Annotated in this window: 16 protein-coding genes; 13 read left to right on the top strand and 3 right to left on the bottom strand. The window is 64.3% G+C overall.

Annotated features, from left to right (window positions below; all coding sequences use genetic code 11):
* Nucleotides 1–4 precede the first annotated feature (4 nt).
* The gene (locus NKI37_RS20575; protein ID WP_023726130.1) at nt 5–1,171 is read right to left on the bottom strand and encodes an MFS transporter; all 1,167 of its coding nucleotides are present in this window, start codon (nt 1,169–1,171) and stop codon (nt 5–7) included.
* 119 nt (nt 1,172–1,290) lie between these two features.
* Between NKI37_RS20575 and NKI37_RS20570 the strand changes: the two genes are divergently transcribed.
* The 5 genes from NKI37_RS20570 to NKI37_RS20550 all read left to right on the top strand — a co-directional run bounded on the left by NKI37_RS20570 (nt 1,291) and on the right by NKI37_RS20550 (nt 8,093).
* On the top strand, nt 1,291–3,078 hold the full coding sequence (locus tag NKI37_RS20570) for an IucA/IucC family protein (RefSeq protein ID WP_027050560.1): 1,788 nt from the start codon (nt 1,291–1,293) through the stop codon (nt 3,076–3,078).
* Nucleotides 3,075–4,139, top strand: a complete 1,065-nt coding sequence (locus tag NKI37_RS20565) for a GNAT family N-acetyltransferase (RefSeq protein WP_352787099.1) — start codon at nt 3,075–3,077, stop codon at nt 4,137–4,139. Before NKI37_RS20570 ends, NKI37_RS20565 begins: the two co-directional genes overlap by 4 nt.
* Nucleotides 4,136–5,956 carry an IucA/IucC family protein gene (locus tag NKI37_RS20560; protein WP_352787097.1) on the top strand — a complete coding sequence of 607 codons (1,821 nt, stop codon included), beginning with the start codon at nt 4,136–4,138 and terminating at the stop codon, nt 5,954–5,956. Before NKI37_RS20565 ends, NKI37_RS20560 begins: the two co-directional genes overlap by 4 nt.
* Nucleotides 5,953–7,287, top strand: a complete 1,335-nt coding sequence (locus NKI37_RS20555) for a lysine N(6)-hydroxylase/L-ornithine N(5)-oxygenase family protein (protein ID WP_023726134.1) — start codon at nt 5,953–5,955, stop codon at nt 7,285–7,287. Before NKI37_RS20560 ends, NKI37_RS20555 begins: the two co-directional genes overlap by 4 nt.
* Nucleotides 7,288–7,397: 110 nt before the next feature.
* Nucleotides 7,398–8,093 carry an aspartate/glutamate racemase family protein gene (locus tag NKI37_RS20550; RefSeq protein ID WP_352787095.1) on the top strand — a complete coding sequence of 232 codons (696 nt, stop codon included), beginning with the start codon at nt 7,398–7,400 and terminating at the stop codon, nt 8,091–8,093.
* A gap of 16 nt (nt 8,094–8,109) precedes the next feature.
* Here NKI37_RS20550 and NKI37_RS20545 read toward each other — a convergent pair whose 3' ends face one another.
* Nucleotides 8,110–8,298, bottom strand: a complete 189-nt coding sequence (locus NKI37_RS20545) for a hypothetical protein (RefSeq protein WP_023726136.1) — start codon at nt 8,296–8,298, stop codon at nt 8,110–8,112.
* A 138-nt stretch (nt 8,299–8,436) separates the two neighbouring features.
* Between NKI37_RS20545 and NKI37_RS20540 the strand changes: the two genes are divergently transcribed.
* From NKI37_RS20540 to lepB, 7 genes are all read left to right on the top strand, one after another.
* On the top strand, nt 8,437–8,832 hold the full coding sequence (locus NKI37_RS20540; RefSeq protein WP_023684099.1) for an AGROH133_08824 family phage infection protein: 396 nt from the start codon (nt 8,437–8,439) through the stop codon (nt 8,830–8,832).
* A 246-nt stretch (nt 8,833–9,078) separates the two neighbouring features.
* The gene (locus NKI37_RS20535) at nt 9,079–9,639 is read left to right on the top strand and encodes a F0F1 ATP synthase subunit delta (RefSeq protein ID WP_352787093.1); all 561 of its coding nucleotides are present in this window, start codon (nt 9,079–9,081) and stop codon (nt 9,637–9,639) included.
* A complete protein-coding gene (atpA, locus tag NKI37_RS20530; RefSeq protein ID WP_023684101.1) occupies nt 9,639–11,168 on the top strand; it encodes a F0F1 ATP synthase subunit alpha in 1,530 nt (509 codons plus the stop codon). Before NKI37_RS20535 ends, atpA begins: the two co-directional genes overlap by 1 nt.
* A 34-nt stretch (nt 11,169–11,202) precedes the next feature.
* Nucleotides 11,203–12,087 carry a F0F1 ATP synthase subunit gamma gene (locus tag NKI37_RS20525; protein ID WP_352787091.1) on the top strand — a complete coding sequence of 295 codons (885 nt, stop codon included), beginning with the start codon at nt 11,203–11,205 and terminating at the stop codon, nt 12,085–12,087.
* A gap of 70 nt (nt 12,088–12,157) precedes the next feature.
* Nucleotides 12,158–13,729 (top strand): F0F1 ATP synthase subunit beta, encoded by a 1,572-nt coding sequence (atpD, locus tag NKI37_RS20520; RefSeq protein WP_023698224.1) that lies wholly within the window; start codon nt 12,158–12,160, stop codon nt 13,727–13,729.
* 108 nt (nt 13,730–13,837) lie between these two features.
* Nucleotides 13,838–14,245, top strand: coding sequence for a F0F1 ATP synthase subunit epsilon (locus NKI37_RS20515; RefSeq protein WP_023668674.1), 408 nt, complete (start codon nt 13,838–13,840; stop codon nt 14,243–14,245).
* A gap of 525 nt (nt 14,246–14,770) precedes the next feature.
* On the top strand, nt 14,771–15,517 hold the full coding sequence (lepB, locus tag NKI37_RS20510; protein WP_032892998.1) for a signal peptidase I: 747 nt from the start codon (nt 14,771–14,773) through the stop codon (nt 15,515–15,517).
* A 28-nt stretch (nt 15,518–15,545) separates the two neighbouring features.
* On the opposite strand, the gene NKI37_RS20505 is transcribed toward lepB, so the two are convergent.
* The gene (locus NKI37_RS20505; RefSeq protein WP_023688888.1) at nt 15,546–17,054 is read right to left on the bottom strand and encodes a mannitol dehydrogenase family protein; all 1,509 of its coding nucleotides are present in this window, start codon (nt 17,052–17,054) and stop codon (nt 15,546–15,548) included.
* A gap of 189 nt (nt 17,055–17,243) precedes the next feature.
* Between NKI37_RS20505 and uxaC the strand changes: the two genes are divergently transcribed.
* Nucleotides 17,244–18,653: a glucuronate isomerase gene (uxaC, locus tag NKI37_RS20500; protein WP_352787089.1), complete on the top strand. Its 1,410-nt coding sequence runs from the start codon at nt 17,244–17,246 to the stop codon at nt 18,651–18,653.
* Nucleotides 18,654–18,665: the final 12 nt, after the last annotated feature.

The raw sequence follows: 18,665 nt of genomic DNA, 5'->3' as shown, positions 1-18,665 counted from the left end.
TTCGCTAGTGCTTATGAATCATGGCTGCAAGACCGGCGGCGGCCAGAGCCAGCGCGGCGCAGCCGGCCAGCGGCGCAAAGGGCCAGAGCGTGAAGGCGAAGCCGCCGGCCAATGCGCCGATGCTCTGGCCGAGCACATGGGTGCTGGTGAGCCAGCCGGCCGCCGCGCCCTGCTCGCCGGGCTCCAGGCGCTTCATCAGCCAGGCGGTGTAGCCGGGTGTAGCCAGCGCAATGCCGGCCGCTGCCACCACCAGAGACGCTGCCGAGGCAACATGGCTGGCCGTGACGGCCAGCGCCGTCATGCCGACGCAAACCATGAGACAGCCGACGATGACGCTGTTGCGCTCCGCCAGCCGCAGGCGCGCCATGAGCAGTCCCTGGACCAGAACCATGACGACGGCGACCAGCATCAGGGCCAGGCCGGTCAACGTCGTGGCCTGCGTCGCACCAAGGCCAAAACGCTGCTGGGTCATCGGGCCGAGCATCATCTGCACCTGTCCGAAGCCGAGCGTCAGGCACAAGCCCATCGCCAGGCAAGGCAGAGCGCGGCGATCGAAGGGCGATATTCCTCGGCCGACGTCGGCCGCCCTGCCGTCGGTCCGTCCGCCGGCTTCCCCTTTGCCCCGCGCGAGCCACAGCAACAGCGGGCTGAACAGGAACAGGATGGGCGGCAGCAGCGGCGACAGGACGGCAGCCGTTGCCGCCAGCGCGCCGGCCAGCCGCCCCATGCTGACGCCGGCGCCAAGCAGTCCCAGCGCGGCCTGTCGCCTGTCATCGGCAACCGAGCGGCTGGCCCAGACCTGCGCCGTCGGCATGACGCCGGACGCGGCAAAACCGTACACGGTTCGCGAAAGCATCAGCAAAGCGATGCCCAGCGCGGCTCCCGTGCCGGCTATCAGCAGAATGGCGAACACCGCCTGGCCGGCCAGCATGGCGAGGCCGAGCAAGCGCAGCAGCCTGGCATGGCCAAGCCGCTCGCCCATGCGACCCCACAGCGGCGAGCCGACCAGAAAGGCCGCCGCGCCGACAGCAGTTGCCGCGCCGATGGCAAACGTGTCGAGCCTCAGCCGCTCCATCACCAGGGGAACGAGCGATACGAAGGCCGACTGGCCGAAGCCGATTGCCGAGACCGCGGTTGCCAGGCGGCGCAGAAGCGAAGATCGATTTTTCATACGGGTCGTCACAAGACCAAGCTTATTTCTTGTTCAGAATAGATAATCAACAGAAATGTTTAAAGACGACAACGTATAAATGCAATGCATGCAGTTATTGGGATTTATGGAGGATGCACATGGAACAAGTAAAACCAGAATCTTTCTCTGCATTAAGCCCGTTACTCAATGCGTTGCTGCGGGAATGGGATAGCTGGGAATTCGTCGACGCCAGGCAAACCGGGCTGTTTCGGCCGCAGGCAGCCGTGCTGCGTCTGAATTTCCCTGCCTCGCGCGCGGCGGTGCTCGTCGAGGCGCGGCATCGCTCGAAGGTTGGTTACCACGATTTAGCGATGCCGCTCTGGCGCCTCGATATTAGTAACGAGGGGGCCGATGGCGAAGCGACCGAGATCGACCTTTTCAGCCTTTTGGCGCTGATCCTGGCGGATCCCGACATTGCCGGCCGGGCGACAGCGAAAAGCCGACTGACCTTCCTGCGCCGCAGCCTGGCCAGCATCGCCGCAATCGCTGACGCGACTGCGGCGCGTGGATCGTCGCGGCCCTTCTCCGAAGGCGATCCTGATTTCATCGATGCCGAAAGCGCCCTGCGCTTCGGCCATGCCGTGCATCCGGCGCCGATGAGTCGCGAAGAGTTCACGCACACGGATTCCGCGCGCTTCGGGCATGAATACTGCAATGCGTTCAAACTGCGCTGGTGGGCCGTCGACCCGACCATCCTCACTGGAGGCAGCGTCGAGCCGCTAGATGTCACCGAGATGGTCCGCGGGCTTGCCGCCAGCGATCCGCAGCTGCTTGCTCGGGCTGGCAAGCAACAGGGCAAGGTTCTCGTTCCGATGCATCCGTGGCAGGCCGTACGGCTCATGCTGGAAGACCGCGTCGAGCGCCTGTTTCGCGCCGGTCGTATCGTCGATGTTGGGCTCGGCGGACCAGCGTGGCGGGCCACGACCTCGCTGCGCACGGTTCATTCGTCTGAAGCCGAGTGGATGCTGAAATTCTCGCTCAGCCTGCGCCTGACCAATTCCAGGCGCATCGTCGAGGAGCATGAGTGCCGGCGCGGCCTTTCGGTGCACCGGCTGGTCAAGGGCAAGCTCGGCTATGCCTTGCAGCGGCGCTGCCCGACCATGACGGTGCTGGGTGAGCCCGCCTGGTTCGGCCTGCGTGACGAAGACGGCCGGCTGATGACGGATACCATCGTCTCGTTTCGCGAAAATCCGTTTCGCGGCACGGGCAATCCGCCGGCTGCCGTTCTCGGCGCGCTTTGCGAGCGCCATCCCGGCCGTACCGAAAGCCATCTGTCCGACCTGGTCCACCGTATCGCCCGCGACGAGAAGCGACCTGTCGAGGAAACGGCGCGTTTGTGGTTCGAGCGTTTCCTTCATGCCGCCATCGAGCCGTTTATCGTTGCCTTCTCGGAATTCGGCCTGCTGTTCGGCGCCCATCAGCAAAACCTCGTCGTCGGCCTCGCCGGCGGCTGGCCGAATGCGCTCTATTTTCGCGACTGCCAGGGCACCGGTTATGTCGAGGAATTCCTGCCCAGGCTGCGCGAATTCGCGCCCGAGGCTGGTCAGGCGGGCGATCATGTCTTCCCAGCGGAAGCGGCCGCGAAGCTGTTCGGCTACTATCTGGTCGTCAATGGCGCTTTCGCCGCCGTCGCAGCCCTTGCCGCCGCTGGCCTCACCAACGAAGACGATCTGCTGGCGATATTCCGCCGCTCGCTCGAGCGGCTGGCCGCCACGCCGATGGCTGACCGGTCCTGCGTCGACTATTTGCTCAACGCGCCGACGCTCGCCGCCAAGGGCAATTTCCTGATCGCGCTGCGCGACATCAATGAGAACACCGAGGTGACCGATCCGCTGGCCGGTTACGTCGAGCTTCCCAACCCCCTGCATGTGAGAGAATACGCATGAACATCGAGGCTGCGAAAAACTGGTCACCCGCCACCGTCGCCGGCAACGAAGGATGGCAGCATCTGGCCTCGGCCGCGGAGCCGCTCGCCATTTGTGCCGGCGATGGCCATGTCAGCCTGGTCAACGCTGAGGGAACAGCGGTGGGACAGGCCCGCATCTCCATCGCGGATGGCCGCCTGCTCATCGACGATGTCGCGTTCATTGGCGGCCGCCTCGACCAACCGCAAATCCTGGCAGGTCTCGTCGACGCCGCGCTGCGCCTGCATCCTTCCTTCGACTGCGCCTTCCTGCCGGCGGCCAAGACGCTGTGGCCGGTTTCGGCGCTGGCCACCGAGACGGCCGCAGGCGAACCGGAGCGCGCCGTCATTCATCGCTCGGTCCTGCGCCAGCTGCCGCTGCTGTGGCGCAGCCAGGCCTCGCATGTCACCTATCCGGCATTTACGACCGCTATCGGCCCGGAAGACCGGCTGCCGCCATTGCGCCAACCGCGCCCCTGCGGCCCGATGTACGAACGCTGGATTCCGGAAATCGGCCTCACCGTGTCGCTGCGGCCGATCGACCGCCGGACCGATCTCGACCTCTTCCATCGCTGGATGAACGATGGCCGCGTCGCCTTCTTCTGGGAACTTGCCCAGAGCCATGAGGATCTCGACAAATATCTCGCCGAGCAGGAAAGCGATCCGCATATTTTCGGCGTCATCGCCAGCTTCGACGGCGAGCCGACCGGCTATTTCGAGTTCTACTGGGCCAAGGAGGACCGGCTCGGGCCCTATTATGAGCCGCACGACTGGGACCGCGGCTGGCATGGGCTGATCGGCAATATGCGCCATCTCGGCCGGCCGAAGACGCTGTCACTGTTCCGCTCCGTCACCCACTATCTGTTCCTCGACGAGCCGCGCACGCAGCGCGTCGTCGGCGAGCCACGCGCCGCGCACCAGAAGATGCTGAGCTATTGCGCCGGCGCCGCCTACGACAAAGTCAAGGAGTTCGACTTCCCGCACAAGCGCGCGGCGCTGGTCTGCTGCGAACGCGAGCGCTTCTTCCGCGAGGTGCCGCTGTGACGGTGCAGCAACCGATTGCCAAAGCGGGGGAGGCGACACGCTGGGCCGCGATCAACCGCGACGCCGTCGCCAAGGCCATTTCCGAACTGACCTTCGAGGAGTGCCTGTCGCCGCGCGAGCTTTCGCCCGGCCGATGGGAGCTGACGCCCGGCCCCGGCGTGACCTATCGCTTTGCCGCGACGCGGCGCCTGTGGGGCCAGATCGCCGTCCGTCCGGAGACGCTGACTCGCGACGCCGGCATCGAGCTGCCGGTCGACGATGCGGTCGCCTTCTTCGCCGACGCGCGCGAGACGCTCGGCATGTCGCCGGCAACATTCTGCACCTATGCGAAGGAGCTTTACAACACGCTGATGGCCGACATGCGGATCGCCAAGGCACGCGGCAATCGACCGGCCGCCGATCTAGCCGCGCTGCCGGATACCGAGTTGCAGGCATTGCTCGACGGCCATCCGAAGGCCCCTGCCAACAAGGGACGGCTTGGCTGGGGACGGGACGACTTCGAGCGCTACGCGCCAGAATCGGCCACCGCATTCCAGCTCTTCTGGCTTGCCGCCGCCAGCGATCGCTGCCTGCTGGCGCTTGACTGCGGGCTCGACGAAGAGGCGCTGCTGCAGGCCGCACTCGGCGACTACGAGCGCGCAAGGCTCGAAGCGGCTTTCAGCGCCGCCGGGATCTCGCGATCGACGCATAGGCTGCTGCCGGTCCACCCCTGGCAGTGGCAGGCGATGATCGCCTCGCAATATGGTAGCGAGATCGCCGCCGGCCGGCTGGTGCCGCTTGGCCAGTTCGGCGATCCGTTCCTGCCCTTGCAGTCGCTGCGCACGCTTGCCAATGTGGCACGGCCCGAGGCGCTGCACGTCAAGCTGCCGCTGACCGTCCTCAACGCCTCAGCGTGGCGCGGCGTGCCGGGCAAATACATGGCGATCGGCGCCGATCTGTCGCGCTGGCTGGCCACGGTGGCGGCCGCGGACCCGGTGCTCAAGGACGTCAAGGTGCTGAGGGAAGTCGCCGGCGCCTTCTATCCGCACCCGCACTACACCGGCGTTGAAGGCGCGCCCTACCAATTTTGCGAGATGCTGGGCGCCATCTGGCGCGAAAGCCCCGAAAAGGATCTGCCGGCGGGCCAGCGGCCGATGATGATGGGCGCCCTGCCGCAGCGCGACGCGCATGGCAGGCCGATCGCCAGCGCCTTGATCGAGCAATCCGGCCTTGGTCCGGAGGCATGGCTCGATCGCCTGTTCTCCACGGCCTTCGTGCCGCTCTACCACTTCATGTGTCGTTACGGCGTCGGCTTCATCGCCCATGGCCAGAACGTCACCATCATCCTCGATGGCGCGACGCCCGTCGGCGTGGCGGTCAAGGACTTTCAGGGCGACCTCGATCTCGTCGACCAGCCGTTTCCCGAACTGGCCGACCTCGACGGAAAAATCCTGTCGACGCTGAAGCGCCGGCCGCCGGCGCATCTTCTCCAGCATTTGCAGACCGGCCACATCGTCAGCGTCCTGCGCTTCCTGTCCGAGGCGCTGGCCGCCTGGGACCGCTTCGACGAGAGGATTTTCTATGCCATCCTCGCCGGCGCCATCCGGCGCTACCAGGCGCAGAACCCTGAACTGGCGGAACGGTTCGCGCTTTTCGATCTGTTTGCGCCCAAGATTCCGCGCATCGCCATCAACAAGGTGCGGTTCGCGATCGGGTACGGCGACAGCGGCGAACGCCCTCTGCCTGACCTCGGCACACCGCTCGACAATCCGCTTAACCCCGAGTCAGCCCGGCGATCTCCCATCAGCCCAGCCAGCTCCACAAGGAGTTCGCCATGACCCATACGCTTGACCTCGCCGGCATCGGCATCGGGCCGTTCAACCTCAGCCTCGCCGCCCATCTCGATGCGGTGGACGGCGTCGACGCGCGCTTCTTCGACAGGGCGACGCGGCTCGAATGGCACCCGGGCATGATGCTGCCGGGCGTCGAACTGCAGACATCCTTCCTCAAGGATCTCGTCACCGCGACGCATCCGACCAGCCCATGGTCGTTCATGTCCTATCTGGTCGCGCAGAAGCGGTTCTATGAATTCCTCAACGCGGATTTCTCAGCCATCCCGCGGCCGGAATTCGCCCGCTATCTCGGATGGGTCGGCGAGAACTTGTCTTCGCTGCGCTTCGCCAGCGCCGTCGACCGGATCGACTTCGACGGAACGAATTTCAGGCTGCGTATCGGCCGCGAGCAGGTGAACGCGCGCAATCTCGCCATTGCCGTCGGGCTGGTGCCCAACATCCCCGCCTGGGCGCGGGCGGCGGCCTCCGATCAATGCTTCCACAACGCCCAGGCCGCCAACCGCCTCGATCGCCTGAGCGGACAGCGTGTCGCCGTGATCGGCGGTGGCCAGAGCGGCGCCGAAGTGCTTCTGCATCTGATCTCCTCCGACCGCTTCGCCGGCCGCGAAATCGAGTGGATCTCGATGCGGCCGAATTTCCTGCCACTGGACGACTCGCCTTTCACCGACGAACTCTTCACGCCGGGCTATGTCGAAAGCTTCCATCGGCTGCCGCAAGGGCGGCGTGAGACGATCCTGGAACAGCAACTGCTTGCCGGTGACGGCGCATCGACGAGCACACTGAAGGCGATCTATCGCCAGCTTTACACGCTGCGGCACCTCTCGGAGGAAACGACGGCGGTCAACATGACGCCGCACCGCGAAGTGCTGAACGTGACGCGGGAAGGCAGCGAATACCGGCTGATCATGCGCAACGGCTTCGACGGCGCCATCGAGACGCGCACCGTCGATGCGGTGGTTCTGGCCACCGGCTATGCCTTTGCCATTCCTGATTGCATGGCGCCGCTCATGAACAGGATCGCGCTGGACGAGCGCGGTCATTACAGGCTCAACGCCAGCTTCGAGGTCGAATGGGACGGGCCCGACGACCGCCGGATCTACGCGCTCAATGCCGGCCGGCTCAGCCATGGCATAGCCGAGCCGCAGCTCAGCCTGATGGCTTGGCGCAGCGCCAAGATCGTCAATTCGCTGCTCGGGCGGGCACAGTTCGATCTCGATCTGCCCGATCCGCCGGTTGCCTGGAGTTCAAGGCACACGACACAAAGCCTGCATCATCTCGGCGCCAATGCGAGGATGACCGAATCGGGCGCGCGGTGATGTTTGTGGAGGCGGGCCGAAGAGCGTGGTACGGCGCGCGTTAAGGTTGACATCGACCCGTAAAGCTTTTCTGTGAGAGAGATCGTTCGGTCCTGCTGGAGGCTCAGCGCATGAAAACCCTTGGCCTCATCGGCGGCATGAGCTGGGAATCGACGGCGATCTATTATCGCCTGCTCAACGAGATCGTGCGCGAGCGGCTGAGCGGGCTGCATTCGGCAAAGCTGTTGCTCTATTCCTTCGACTTCGCCGAAATCGCCGACCGGCAGCATCATGGCGACTGGGACAGTGCGGGCGTGCTGCTGGCGGATGCGGCGCGCAAGCTGGAGGCGGGCGGCGCAGAGGGGCTTTTGATCTGCACCAACACCATGCACAAGCTCGCCAACCGGGTGCAGGCGGCGGTGTCGATCCCGCTTATCCACATTGCCGACGCCACGGCCGTCGCGGTCAAGGGCGCCGGCGTCAAGCGGCCGGCGCTGCTGGCGACCCGCTTCACCATGGAGCAGGATTTCTACAAGGGCCGACTGACGGAGAAATACGGGCTGCAGCCCGTGGTGCCGGACCAGGCCGGGCGCGACATGGTGCACCAGGTAATCTACGACGAGCTCTGCCGGGGCATCGTCAGCGCGGCATCGAAGGCGGCCTATATCGACGAGGTCGCCCGTCTGCGACGCGATGAGAAGATCGATGGCGTCATCATGGGCTGCACCGAGATCACCATGTTGATTGGCGAGCGCGATTTCGACATTCCGGTGTTCGACACCACGCGCATCCATGCCGAGGCGGCGGTCGCATTCATGCTGCCCTGAAGGGCCAAAACAGAGATCAGGGCTGGGCGGCCACGGCGACATTGCCGCTGCCGACCACTTTCAGCTTCCATCGATCTGCTTCCGTGCCGGCCAGATTGAGGTGCCCGGTCAGGAAATAAAGGCGATCGGTGTCGGGGCCTTTGGCTGTGCAAAACCGGTCCTGCAGATAGGAGTGAGGCGTCGCCTGACAATACAGGTTGGCCACGATGCTGGCCGGACGCGCGCGCGGCCTAAACAGCCTTCCGCTCCTTCACGAATTGCGTGCCAAAACTGCCGCGCGCTTGACTTCTTTTTGCAGCGACATTCAATACATCCGGCATTGCTGTGAGGGGATGAAAGCAAGATGGAATTTGCGTTTCCGTGGCCGACCAGCCAGGGCGAATGGCTGGCTTGGTCCAGCGCCGTCGTCACCTTGGCGCTCGGTCTGCTGTTTTTCCTCGCGCCAGGGCTGGCATTTCGGATTCTGCGGCTGCAGGTCCGGCCCGAAAGGGCAGCGGCAATCGCGGAAGGGCGCGGCCGGATGTCGGGCTTCTATCTCGGCGTCAGCCTGTGCTGCATTCTGTTGGCGCAGCCGTGGCTCTATATGGCACTCGGCTTTTCCTGGCTGTTCACCGCTTTTGGCCGTTTGCTGTCGATGATGTCGGACGGCGCCAACACGCCTTTCAACTGGGCGTCGATCGTCGTCGAACTCGTCCTGGCCGCGTTGCCGCTTGCCTTCGTCTTCGGCTTTCTGCCCTGAATCGGCAGCCAATCCAAAGGCTTCGGTTGAACTCTGCGGCCGGATGCGACAATAGTGCCCGAAAAGCATGCGGGACGACGCATTGCGGTCTTAAAATGCCTGTGCTAGACGGCAATCGACTTTCGGCCGGGGATAGCGGAAGCCGCGCCTCCGTGCTTGGAAAAACTTAGTAAGGTCAAAGATTTAGCCAGAGTTTTTGCTCGCGCCAACAATCTGCGGCCCCTCAGACAAGAGAAAAGACGGTCCGTGGCTCAATCGTCATCGCCAATCTCGGGTGTCGCAGAACGCTACGCGGGTTCGCTGTTCGAACTTGCGCGGCAGTCGAATTCGGTGGCCAAGGTCGAGGCCGACCTCAACAGTTTCGCCAGGATGCTGGATGACAGCGCCGACCTGACGCGCCTCATCAACAGCCCGGTGTTCTCCAGCGAGGACCAGGCCAAGGCAATCGCGTCGATCGCCGACAAGGCCGGCATCACCGGCCTGACCGGCAATTTCCTGCGCGTCGTCGCCCGCAACCGCCGGCTCTTCGCGGTGCCCGGCATGATCAAGGCTTTTCGCAAGATCGCCGCCGAACAGCGCGGTGAGACATCAGCCGAGGTCACTTCGGCGCATGAACTGACGGCTGCCCAGCAGACGGAACTCAAGGCCGCGCTGAAAAGCGTCGCCGGCAAGGACGTGGCCATCACTGTTACCGTCGATCCGTCGCTGCTCGGCGGGCTGGTGGTCAAGATGGGCTCGCGCCAGATCGATACGTCGCTCAAAACCAAACTCAATTCGCTCAAGCTTGCACTGAAAGAGGTCGGCTGATGGACATTCGCGCCGCGGAAATTTCCGCAATTCTCAAAGACCAGATCAAGAATTTCGGCAAGGAGGCCGAGGTCTCCGAAGTCGGCCAGGTGCTGTCCGTCGGTGACGGTATCGCTCGCGTCTACGGCCTCGACAATGTCCAGGCCGGCGAAATGGTCGAGTTCCCCGGCGGCATCCGCGGCATGGCGCTCAACCTCGAAGCCGACAATGTCGGCGTCGTCATCTTCGGTGCCGACCGCGACATCAAGGAAGGCGACATCGTCAAGCGCACCGGCGCCATTGTCGATACGCCTGTCGGCATGGGCCTGCTCGGCCGCGTCGTCGACGCGCTCGGGAATCCGATCGACGGCAAGGGCCCGATCAAGGCGACCGAACGCAAGCGCGTGGACGTCAAGGCGCCAGGCATCATCCCGCGCAAGTCGGTCAACGAGCCGATGTCGACCGGCCTCAAAGCCATCGATGCATTGATCCCGGTCGGTCGCGGCCAGCGCGAGCTGGTCATCGGCGATCGCCAGACCGGCAAGACCGCGATCATCCTCGACACGATGCTCAACCAGAAGGCCGTGCACGACAACGGGCCGGAAAAGGAAAAGCTCTACTGCGTCTACGTCGCCATCGGGCAGAAGCGCTCGACGGTCGCGCAGTTCGTGAAGGTTCTCGAAGAGCGCGGCGCCCTTGAATATTCGATCATCGTCGCCGCCACAGCTTCCGATCCGGCGCCGATGCAGTTCCTGGCGCCGTTCACCGGCGCCACCATGGGCGAATATTTCCGCGACAACGGCATGCATGCGCTGATCAGCTATGACGATCTGTCGAAGCAGGCCGTCGCCTATCGCCAGATGTCGCTCTTGCTGCGCCGCCCGCCGGGTCGCGAAGCCTATCCGGGCGACGTGTTCTACCTGCATTCGCGCCTGCTCGAGCGCGCCGCCAAGCTCAACGACGATCTGGGTGGCGGTTCGCTGACCGCGCTGCCGATCATCGAGACGCAGGCCAACGACGTGTCGGCCTACATCCCGACCAACGTGATCTCGATCACCGACGGCCAGATCTTCCTCGAAACCAACCTGTTCTTCCAGGGCATCCGTCCGGCGGTCAACGTCGGCCTGTCGGTGTCGCGCGTCGGTTCGTCGGCGCAAATCAAGGCGATGAAGCAGGTCGCCGGCTCGATCAAGGGCGAGCTCGCGCAGTACCGCGAAATGGCTGCGTTCGCGCAGTTCGGCTCCGATCTCGACGCCGCCACGCAGCGCCTGCTCAACCGCGGCTCGCGCCTGACCGAACTGTTGAAGCAGCCGCAGTTCTCGCCTCTCAAGGTCGAGGAGCAGGTCACGGTGATCTTCGCCGGCGTCAACGGCTATCTCGACAAGCTGGCGCTGAACCAGGTCGGCAAGTTCGAGCACGGCCTGCTCAGCCATATGCGCTCGGCCGGCAAGGACGTGCTGGACGGCATCCGCAAGGAAAAGGCGCTGTCGGACGATCTGCGCGCCAAGCTGAAGGCCGAGATCGACGCCTTCGCCAAGACCTTCGCTTGAGAAGAAGCCGGACGCTCGGGATCAGGTTTGAAGCATGCCTTCATTAAAAGACCTTCGTAACCGTATCGCCTCGGTCAAGGCGACGCAGAAGATCACCAAGGCGATGCAGATGGTCGCCGCGGCGAAGCTGCGCCGCGCGCAGGAAGCAGCGGAGGCGGCGCGTCCCTATTCCGAGCGGATGGGTGCGGTGCTGGCCAATATCACGCAGGCGATCGGCGGCGGCGGCGATGCCCCGGCGCTGATGACCGGCACCGGCAAGGACGATCTGCATCTGCTCGTCGTCTGCACCGCCGAGCGCGGCCTGTGCGGCGGCTTCAACTCGCAGATCGCACGTCTGGCCCGCGACCATATCCGCCGGCTTCTGGCCGACGGCAAGCAGGTCAAGATCATCTGCGTCGGCAAGAAGGGTTTCGACATTCTGCGCCGAGACTATGCCTCGCTGATCATCGACCGCGTCGACCTGCGCGATGTCAAGAAGCTCGGCTTCGTCAATGCCGATGCGATCGCCCGTAAGATCATCCATCTGTTCGGCGAAGGCGGCTTCGATATCTGCACGCTGTTTTATTCGCAGTTCAAGTCGGTGATCAGCCAGATTCCGACCGCGCAGCAGATCATTCCTGCCGGCGTGGCTTCCGCTCCCGCCGAAGCGACCGCCGGTGGCAATGCCGTCTACGAATACGAGCCGGAGCCGGGCGAGATCCTCACCGACCTCATTCCGCGCAACATCTCGGTCCAGGTCTTCCGCGCGCTGCTCGAAAACGCAGCCGGCGAGATGGGCGCCAAAATGAGCGCCATGGACAATGCAACGCGCAATGCCGGCGACATGATCAACAAACTGTCGATCACCTATAACCGCCAGCGGCAGGCGCAGATCACCAAGGAACTGATCGAAATCATTTCGGGCGCCGAAGCGCTCTAGGCGCGACCGCCAGGAGGTCATCGACCTTCTGATGGAGCGTGAGAAACAAAGGACGAGAAGGGTAAAGACGATGGCGAAAGCAGCGACCCCCGCGAAGACGGCCCCCAAGGCGGCCGCAAAGGCTCCGGCAGCAGCGGCGAAGGCCGCTCCGGCCAAGAAGGCGGCCGCGCCCGCCAAGGCCGCGGCCCCGGCAGTGAAGACGACGAGCGTTGCCGTCAAGAAGACCGGCGCCATCGGCAAGGTTCGCCAGGTCATCGGCGCCGTCGTCGACGTGCAGTTCGGCGATCATCTGCCGGCCATTTTGAACGCCATCGAAACCTCCAATGTCGGCAACCGCCTGGTGCTCGAAGTTGCCCAGCATCTGGGCGAAAACACCGTGCGCTGCATCGCCATGGATTCCACCGAAGGCCTGGTTCGCGGCCAGGACGTCTATGACACCGGCGCGCCGATCACCGTTCCGGTCGGCCCGGGCATGCTCGGCCGCATCATCAACGTCATCGGCGAGCCGGTCGACGAAGAAGGCCCGGTCGACGGCATCGAGATGCGCGCCATCCACCAGCCGGCGCCTACCTATGTCGAACAGTCGACGGAAGCGCAGATCCTGATCACCGGCATCAAGGTGCTCGACCTTCTGGCGCCCTACGCCCGCGGAGGCAAGATCGGCCTGTTCGGCGGCGCCGGCGTCGGCAAGACGGTTCTGATCCAGGAGCTGATCAACAACGTCGCCAAGGCGCATGGCGGCTTCTCGGTCTTCGCCGGCGTCGGCGAGCGCACCCGCGAGGGCAACGATCTTTATCACGAGTTCATCGAGTCCGGCGTCAACAAGAAGGGCGGCGGCGAAGGCTCCAAGGCGGCACTGGTCTATGGCCAGATGAACGAGCCGCCGGGCGCGCGTGCCCGCGTCGGCCTGACCGGCCTGACGGTCGCCGAATATTTCCGCGACCAGGGCCAGGACGTGCTGTTCTTCGTCGACAACATCTTCCGCTTCACGCAGGCCGGTTCTGAAGTGTCGGCGCTGCTCGGCCGTATTCCTTCGGCCGTGGGTTACCAGCCAACGCTGGCCACCGACATGGGTGCGCTGCAGGAACGCATCACCACAACGACCAAGGGTTCGATCACTTCGGTGCAGGCGATCTACGTGCCGGCCGACGATTTGACCGACCCGGCGCCTGCGACCTCGTTCGCCCACCTGGACGCGACGACCGTGCTCAACCGCGCGATCTCGGAAAAGGGCATCTACCCCGCCGTCGATCCGCTCGACTCGACCTCGCGCATGCTCGATCCGCTGGTCGTCGGCGAGGAGCACTATGCCGTCGCCCGCCAGGTGCAGTCGATCCTCCAGCGCTACAAGTCGCTGCAGGACATTATCGCCATCCTTGGCATGGATGAGCTGTCGGAAGAGGACAAGCAGACGGTGGCCCGCGCCCGCAAGATCGAGCGCTTCCTGTCGCAGCCGTTCTTCGTCGCCGAAGTGTTTACGGGTGCGCCGGGCAAGCTGGTCGACCTCGCCGACACAATCAAGGGCTTCAAGGGCCTCTGCAACGGCGACTACGATCACCTGCCGGAAGCCGCCTTCTACATGGTCGGCGGCATCGACGAAGCGGTCGAGAAGGCTCAGCGCCTGGCGGCTGAAGCAGCGTAATCAAGGCAATAGGGAGTAGTCAGTAGTCAGTAGTGAATAGCGCCGGGTGATCAGGACAGCTGTCCTCTCCCTACTCCCTACTCACTATTCCCTACTCACTAAATTGACATGGCTGAAGCTTTCAAGTTCGAACTGGTCTCGCCGGAGCGCCTCCTGGTTTCCGAGCAGGTCGAGTCCGTCGTCATTCCAGGCGCCGAAGGTGAAATGACAGTCATGGCGCACCATGCGCCAGTCATGACCACGATCAAGCCGGGCGTCGTCACGCTGAAGACCGCCGGCGGCAAGGAAGAGCGCTATGTGGTGTTCGGCGGCTTTGCCGACATCGTCCCTGCCGGCTGCACGCTGCTCGCCGAATCGGCGGTCGCCGTCGGCGATATCGACCGCGCCGATCTCGCCCGCCGCATCCAGGAAGCCAAGGAAGACGCCGCCGACGCCAAGGACGACCAGAGCCGCAGCAAGGCGGAGCAGTTCCTTAGCCAGCTTACCACGCTCGAAGGCGCGCTGCTGCCGGCGTAAGCCGCAGAATGACTTGAAGAAAAGGCCGGGCTCAGCCCGGCTTTTTTGTTGCGGCCGCCATCCTGGATCGTCTCGCATAGGCGCAGGGCCTTGGCGGGATTTCAGGGCGGGCAGCCAGCATGATCAGATCGGGTGGCGGCATGCCGGCTGCCAGTCAGGGCGAGATGAGCTTGTATTAGGCGATGGCGCCGGCGGAACCGCGATTTGGCTGCGGCGGTACAGTCGGATCGGGGCTTGCCCCTGCTTTCTGGTTGTTCGACAGTCCGGCTGTCTATCGATTTGGGGTGGCCGATGACGGAACAGACAACGCAACCGGAAGCGGCCTCGCGATCCCGGTGGACGACGGCGCTGATCGCGGCCTTTGGCGGTCCGTTCGGCGGGTTCCTTTGGATCGGCGCCGGCCGGCCGGCGGTTGCCAGCCTGGTGGTGATCAGCGCCATAAGCATTGCGCTGACATATGTGGGATTCCCGGTTCTGCCGGGGGTCGATCTCGCCTGGCTGGTGGATCTCTCCAGTTTAGGTCTCATGGTCCTGTGGGTAGCGCTCGTCGTGCCTTTCGCGTCACGATACAGACCGAACCGGTGGTATTCACACGGCCTTTCGGTGCTGCTGTTGGCCGTGCTGACCTCCTACGGAGCCGCGTTAGCGATCCGCACATTCCTCTTCCAGCCGTTTTCGACCCCGGCAGGCAGCATGACACCAACGCTGGAACTCGGCGACTATTTCTTCGTCTCGAAGTTTGCCTATGGTTACAGCCGCTACAGTGTTCCTCTTGGGCTGCTGCCCTTCGAAGGCCGGATCTTTGCCGCCGAGCCGAAGCGCGGAGATATTGTGGTGTTCAAATTTCCAGCGGATCCGAGCATCGACTACGTCAAGCGGGTCGTTGGACTGCCGGGCGACAAAATCCAGATGGTCGACGGAATCCTTCGCATCAATGGTGTGGCGGTCAAACTCGAGGATGTTGGTCCGTACAGCTCCGAGGACTCTCCCCAAAGCGCCAGACTGCAACGTGAAACCCTCCCCAACGGCGTTTCCTATTCCGTCATCAGTCTTACGGACAATTCAATAACCGACAACACGCGGGTGTTCGACGTGCCCGAAGGCCACTATTTCGTGCTTGGCGACAACAGGGATAATTCCTCCGATAGCCGGCTCAGTGTCGGCTTCGTTCCTGCCGAAAACCTGGTCGGCAAGGCAGTGCGACTGTTCTGGAATTCGCAAGGCACGGAGTATTCGTCGCGGCAGAGGCTGGACGCTCCGGCGGGACAATAGGCTTGAAATGGGCGGTTCCGGACCAGCTTCAGCCTACGTTTGTCGGCTCCGGTATGCCGAGCGCTGAGAGCGCAAGCACGATCCCGCCTTGCAGGATATGCTCGCGATGAGCGGCGACCAGTTCGATCAGCGTCTGCCGCTCGGGCTTGCCGCTGGCGAAGCCGGCCCAGTCGAACACCGCCGCTACTCGTTCCAGCATCCGTCGTTCGTCGAGCGCCGCCAGCGCCGCGTCGAGCGGATCGGTAAAGTGGGCTTCCGGCAGGTCCTTGCCGCGCGCCTCGCAGGCGGCGATCCAGGCGGCGATCACCAGCGTCAGATGCTCCGGGACCAGGCCGGCCTGGATGCACTCGATGGCGGTAGCGACAATGCGCTGCGGCAATTTCTGGCTGCCGTCATTGGCGATCTGCGCGGTGCGGTGGGCCAGCGCGGTGTTGGAGAAACGTTCGGCAAGTTCGGCCGTATAGGCTGACGTGTCGAGCCCGGCATCCCCAGGCAATGTCGGGATGGCCTCGGCCCAGAGCCGGTCGACGAACGCGCGGATCGCGGGATCCGCGAAGGCGCGGTCGACGGTGACGTGGCCGCTGAGCAGGCCGATATAGGCGATGCCCGAATGGGCGCCGTTGAGCAGCCGAAGCTTCATGTCCTCGAACGGCCGGACATCCTCGACCATGGTGACGCCGAATTTCTCCCAGGCCGGGCGGCCGGCTGGAAACCTGTTTTCGATCACCCATTGCCGGAACGGTTCGGTCATCACCGGCCAGGCGTCCTCGAGGCCGAGTTCGACCGCGATGCGCGCCCGGTCGGCATCGGTGGTTGCCGGCACGATGCGGTCGACCATGCTCGATGGGAATGCAACGTCATCGGCTATATGACCGGCGAGGGCAGCGTCGCCTGAAGCAGCAGCGCCGGCATCGCGCAGTTTTGCAAACCCGACCAGCAGCCGGTGCAGCGTGGCGCCATTGGCCGGCAGGTTGTCGCAGCAAAGCACGGTGAAGGGCGGCGTGCCGGCGGCCCGGCGTCGCACCAGCGCTTCCGCCAGGAATCCATGCGCTGTCCTGGGAGATCCGGGATTGCCCAGATCGTGGACGATATCGGGATGGTTTTCGTCGAGGCTGCCGTCGGCGGCCCTGAGATAGGCCTTTTCGGTGATGGTCAGGGTGACGATGCGGGTGCGCGGGTCGGTCAGCGCGGCCAGCACCGCGCCGGGGTCTTCCGGCGCGACCAGCATCGACTGGATCGAGCCGATAATGTGCAGCGCTTCGCCATCGCTGCCGCGCACCGCCAGCGTGTAGAGCCCGTCCTGTGGCGTCAGCGCATCGCGCGTGTCGGGGCTGCGCAGCGAGACGCCGACAATGCCCCAGCCGGTCTCGCCGGCCGCTAGGCAGTCATCGACATAGGCGGCCTGATGGGCACGGTGGAAGGCTCCAACGCCGAGATGGACGATGCCTGGGGCGACACTGGCGCGATCATAGGGGGGGACCGCGACCGAGGCCGGCAAGGATTGCACTGTTGCGTTGGAAAGGCGTCTGCTGGTCATGGCTTGGCTTGTTGGGCGCGGCTTGTCGCTGGATGGTGTGCGGGGCGGGATCTGCTAGCGGCGTAACATCCGCTCTTCCGCCGCACAATGACCTGACGCCGGTTAAAAGTCATCATACAACAATCCAGTTTTTGTATGTTGACATTATTTCTTTCCAATCCTACCGATATCGCCCCTGGGAGGAACGACGTGGCGGGACTGACCGATCCGGATCTGCTTTTTGCCGCCGAAGGGCGCGCGCTGTCGATCGCGCGCGATCTCCATGCCGGCATCAAGGACCTGCCGATCATCAGCCCGCACGGCCACACCGATCCGCGTTGGTATGCGCTCAACGAGCCATTCCCCGATCCCGCGCAATTGCTGGTGGTGCCCGACCACTACATTTTCCGTATGCTGTTCAGCCAGGGCGTGCGGCTGGAAGATCTCGGCGTCCTGACCCTCGACGGCTCGCCGGTCGAGACCGATCCCAGGGCGATCTGGCGGCGCTTCGCCGAGCACTATTACCTCTTCCGCGGCACGCCGACGCGGTTGTGGCTCGACCATGTGCTCGAGCATCTGTTCGGCATCGAAGAGCCGCTCAACGCCAGCACCGCTAGCCGCCATTACGACACCATCGCGGCGCTTTTGCAGCGCGACGATTATCGCCCACGCGCGCTGTTCGAGCGCTTCAACATCGAGGTCATCGCGACGACCGAGGGCGCACTCGACGATCTCCAATGGCACAAGACGATCCGCGACAGCGGCTGGCAGGGCCGCGTCATCACTGCCTACAGGCCGGATGCCGTCGTCGATCCCGACTTCGAAGGATTTTCGGCCAATCTCGATCGTCTGGGCGAGATCGCCGGCTGCGACACCGGCACATGGGCCGGCTATCTCGACGCGCATCGCCAGCGCCGCGCCTTCTTCAAAAGCTTCGGCGCAACCTCGTCGGACCACGGCCATCCGACGGCCGAGACCGCCAATCTTTCCGATGCGGCGGCGGAAGAGCTGTTCAACCGCATCCGCCGCGGCTCGGACGACGAGCGCGAGCGCAAGCTGTTTCGCGCCCAGATGCTGACCGAAATGGCCAAGATGAGCCGCGACGACGGGCTGGTCATGCAGATCCATCCCGGCTCCTGGCGCAACCACTCGCCTGGTGTTTTCCAAAAATTCGGCCGCGACAAAGGCTTCGATATTCCGACCCGCACCGACTATGCCGCGGCGCTCAAACCCTTGCTCGACTGCGTCGGGCTGGAGCGCGACCTCTCCATCATTCTGTTCACGCTCGACGAGACCAGCTACGCGCGCGAACTGGCGCCGCTGGCCGGCGTCTATCCGGCGTTGAAGCTCGGGCCGGCCTGGTGGTTCCACGACAGTCCGGAAGGCATGCGTCGGTTCCGCGAGATGACCACCGAGACCGCCGGCTTCTACAACACCGTCGGCTTCAACGATGACACCCGTGCCTTTCCGTCGATTCCCGCCCGTCACGATGTGGCGCGCCGGGTTGACTGCGCCTTTCTCGCCCGTCTCGTCGCCGAGCACCGGCTGCGTGAGGACGAGGCGCATGAGCTGGCGCGGGAGCTTGCCTACACGCTTGCCAAGAAGGCGTACCGGCTGTGAGCCGGGCGCGTG

This window comes from Mesorhizobium sp. M0626 (assembly GCF_040320665.1).
Lineage (GTDB): Bacteria > Pseudomonadota > Alphaproteobacteria > Rhizobiales > Rhizobiaceae > Mesorhizobium.
Note: the sequence above shows the minus strand (reverse complement) of the source record. Positions and strands in the feature narration are given on the sequence as shown.

Excerpts from the sequence above, each read along its gene's own strand:
- NKI37_RS20575 (WP_023726130.1), bottom strand. The coding sequence starts at position 1,171 with ATGAAAAATCGATCTTCGCTTCTGCGCCGCCTGGCAACCGCGGTCTCG.
- NKI37_RS20570 (WP_027050560.1), top strand. The coding sequence starts at position 1,291 with ATGGAACAAGTAAAACCAGAATCTTTCTCTGCATTAAGCCCGTTACTC.
- NKI37_RS20565 (WP_352787099.1), top strand. The coding sequence starts at position 3,075 with ATGAACATCGAGGCTGCGAAAAACTGGTCACCCGCCACCGTCGCCGGC.
- NKI37_RS20555 (WP_023726134.1), top strand. The coding sequence starts at position 5,953 with ATGACCCATACGCTTGACCTCGCCGGCATCGGCATCGGGCCGTTCAAC.
- NKI37_RS20550 (WP_352787095.1), top strand. The coding sequence starts at position 7,398 with ATGAAAACCCTTGGCCTCATCGGCGGCATGAGCTGGGAATCGACGGCG.
- NKI37_RS20540 (WP_023684099.1), top strand. The coding sequence starts at position 8,437 with ATGGAATTTGCGTTTCCGTGGCCGACCAGCCAGGGCGAATGGCTGGCT.
- atpA (WP_023684101.1), top strand. The coding sequence starts at position 9,639 with ATGGACATTCGCGCCGCGGAAATTTCCGCAATTCTCAAAGACCAGATC.
- NKI37_RS20525 (WP_352787091.1), top strand. The coding sequence starts at position 11,203 with ATGCCTTCATTAAAAGACCTTCGTAACCGTATCGCCTCGGTCAAGGCG.
- atpD (WP_023698224.1), top strand. The coding sequence starts at position 12,158 with ATGGCGAAAGCAGCGACCCCCGCGAAGACGGCCCCCAAGGCGGCCGCA.
- NKI37_RS20515 (WP_023668674.1), top strand. The coding sequence starts at position 13,838 with ATGGCTGAAGCTTTCAAGTTCGAACTGGTCTCGCCGGAGCGCCTCCTG.
- lepB (WP_032892998.1), top strand. The coding sequence starts at position 14,771 with ATGGTCCTGTGGGTAGCGCTCGTCGTGCCTTTCGCGTCACGATACAGA.
- NKI37_RS20505 (WP_023688888.1), bottom strand. The coding sequence starts at position 17,054 with ATGACCAGCAGACGCCTTTCCAACGCAACAGTGCAATCCTTGCCGGCC.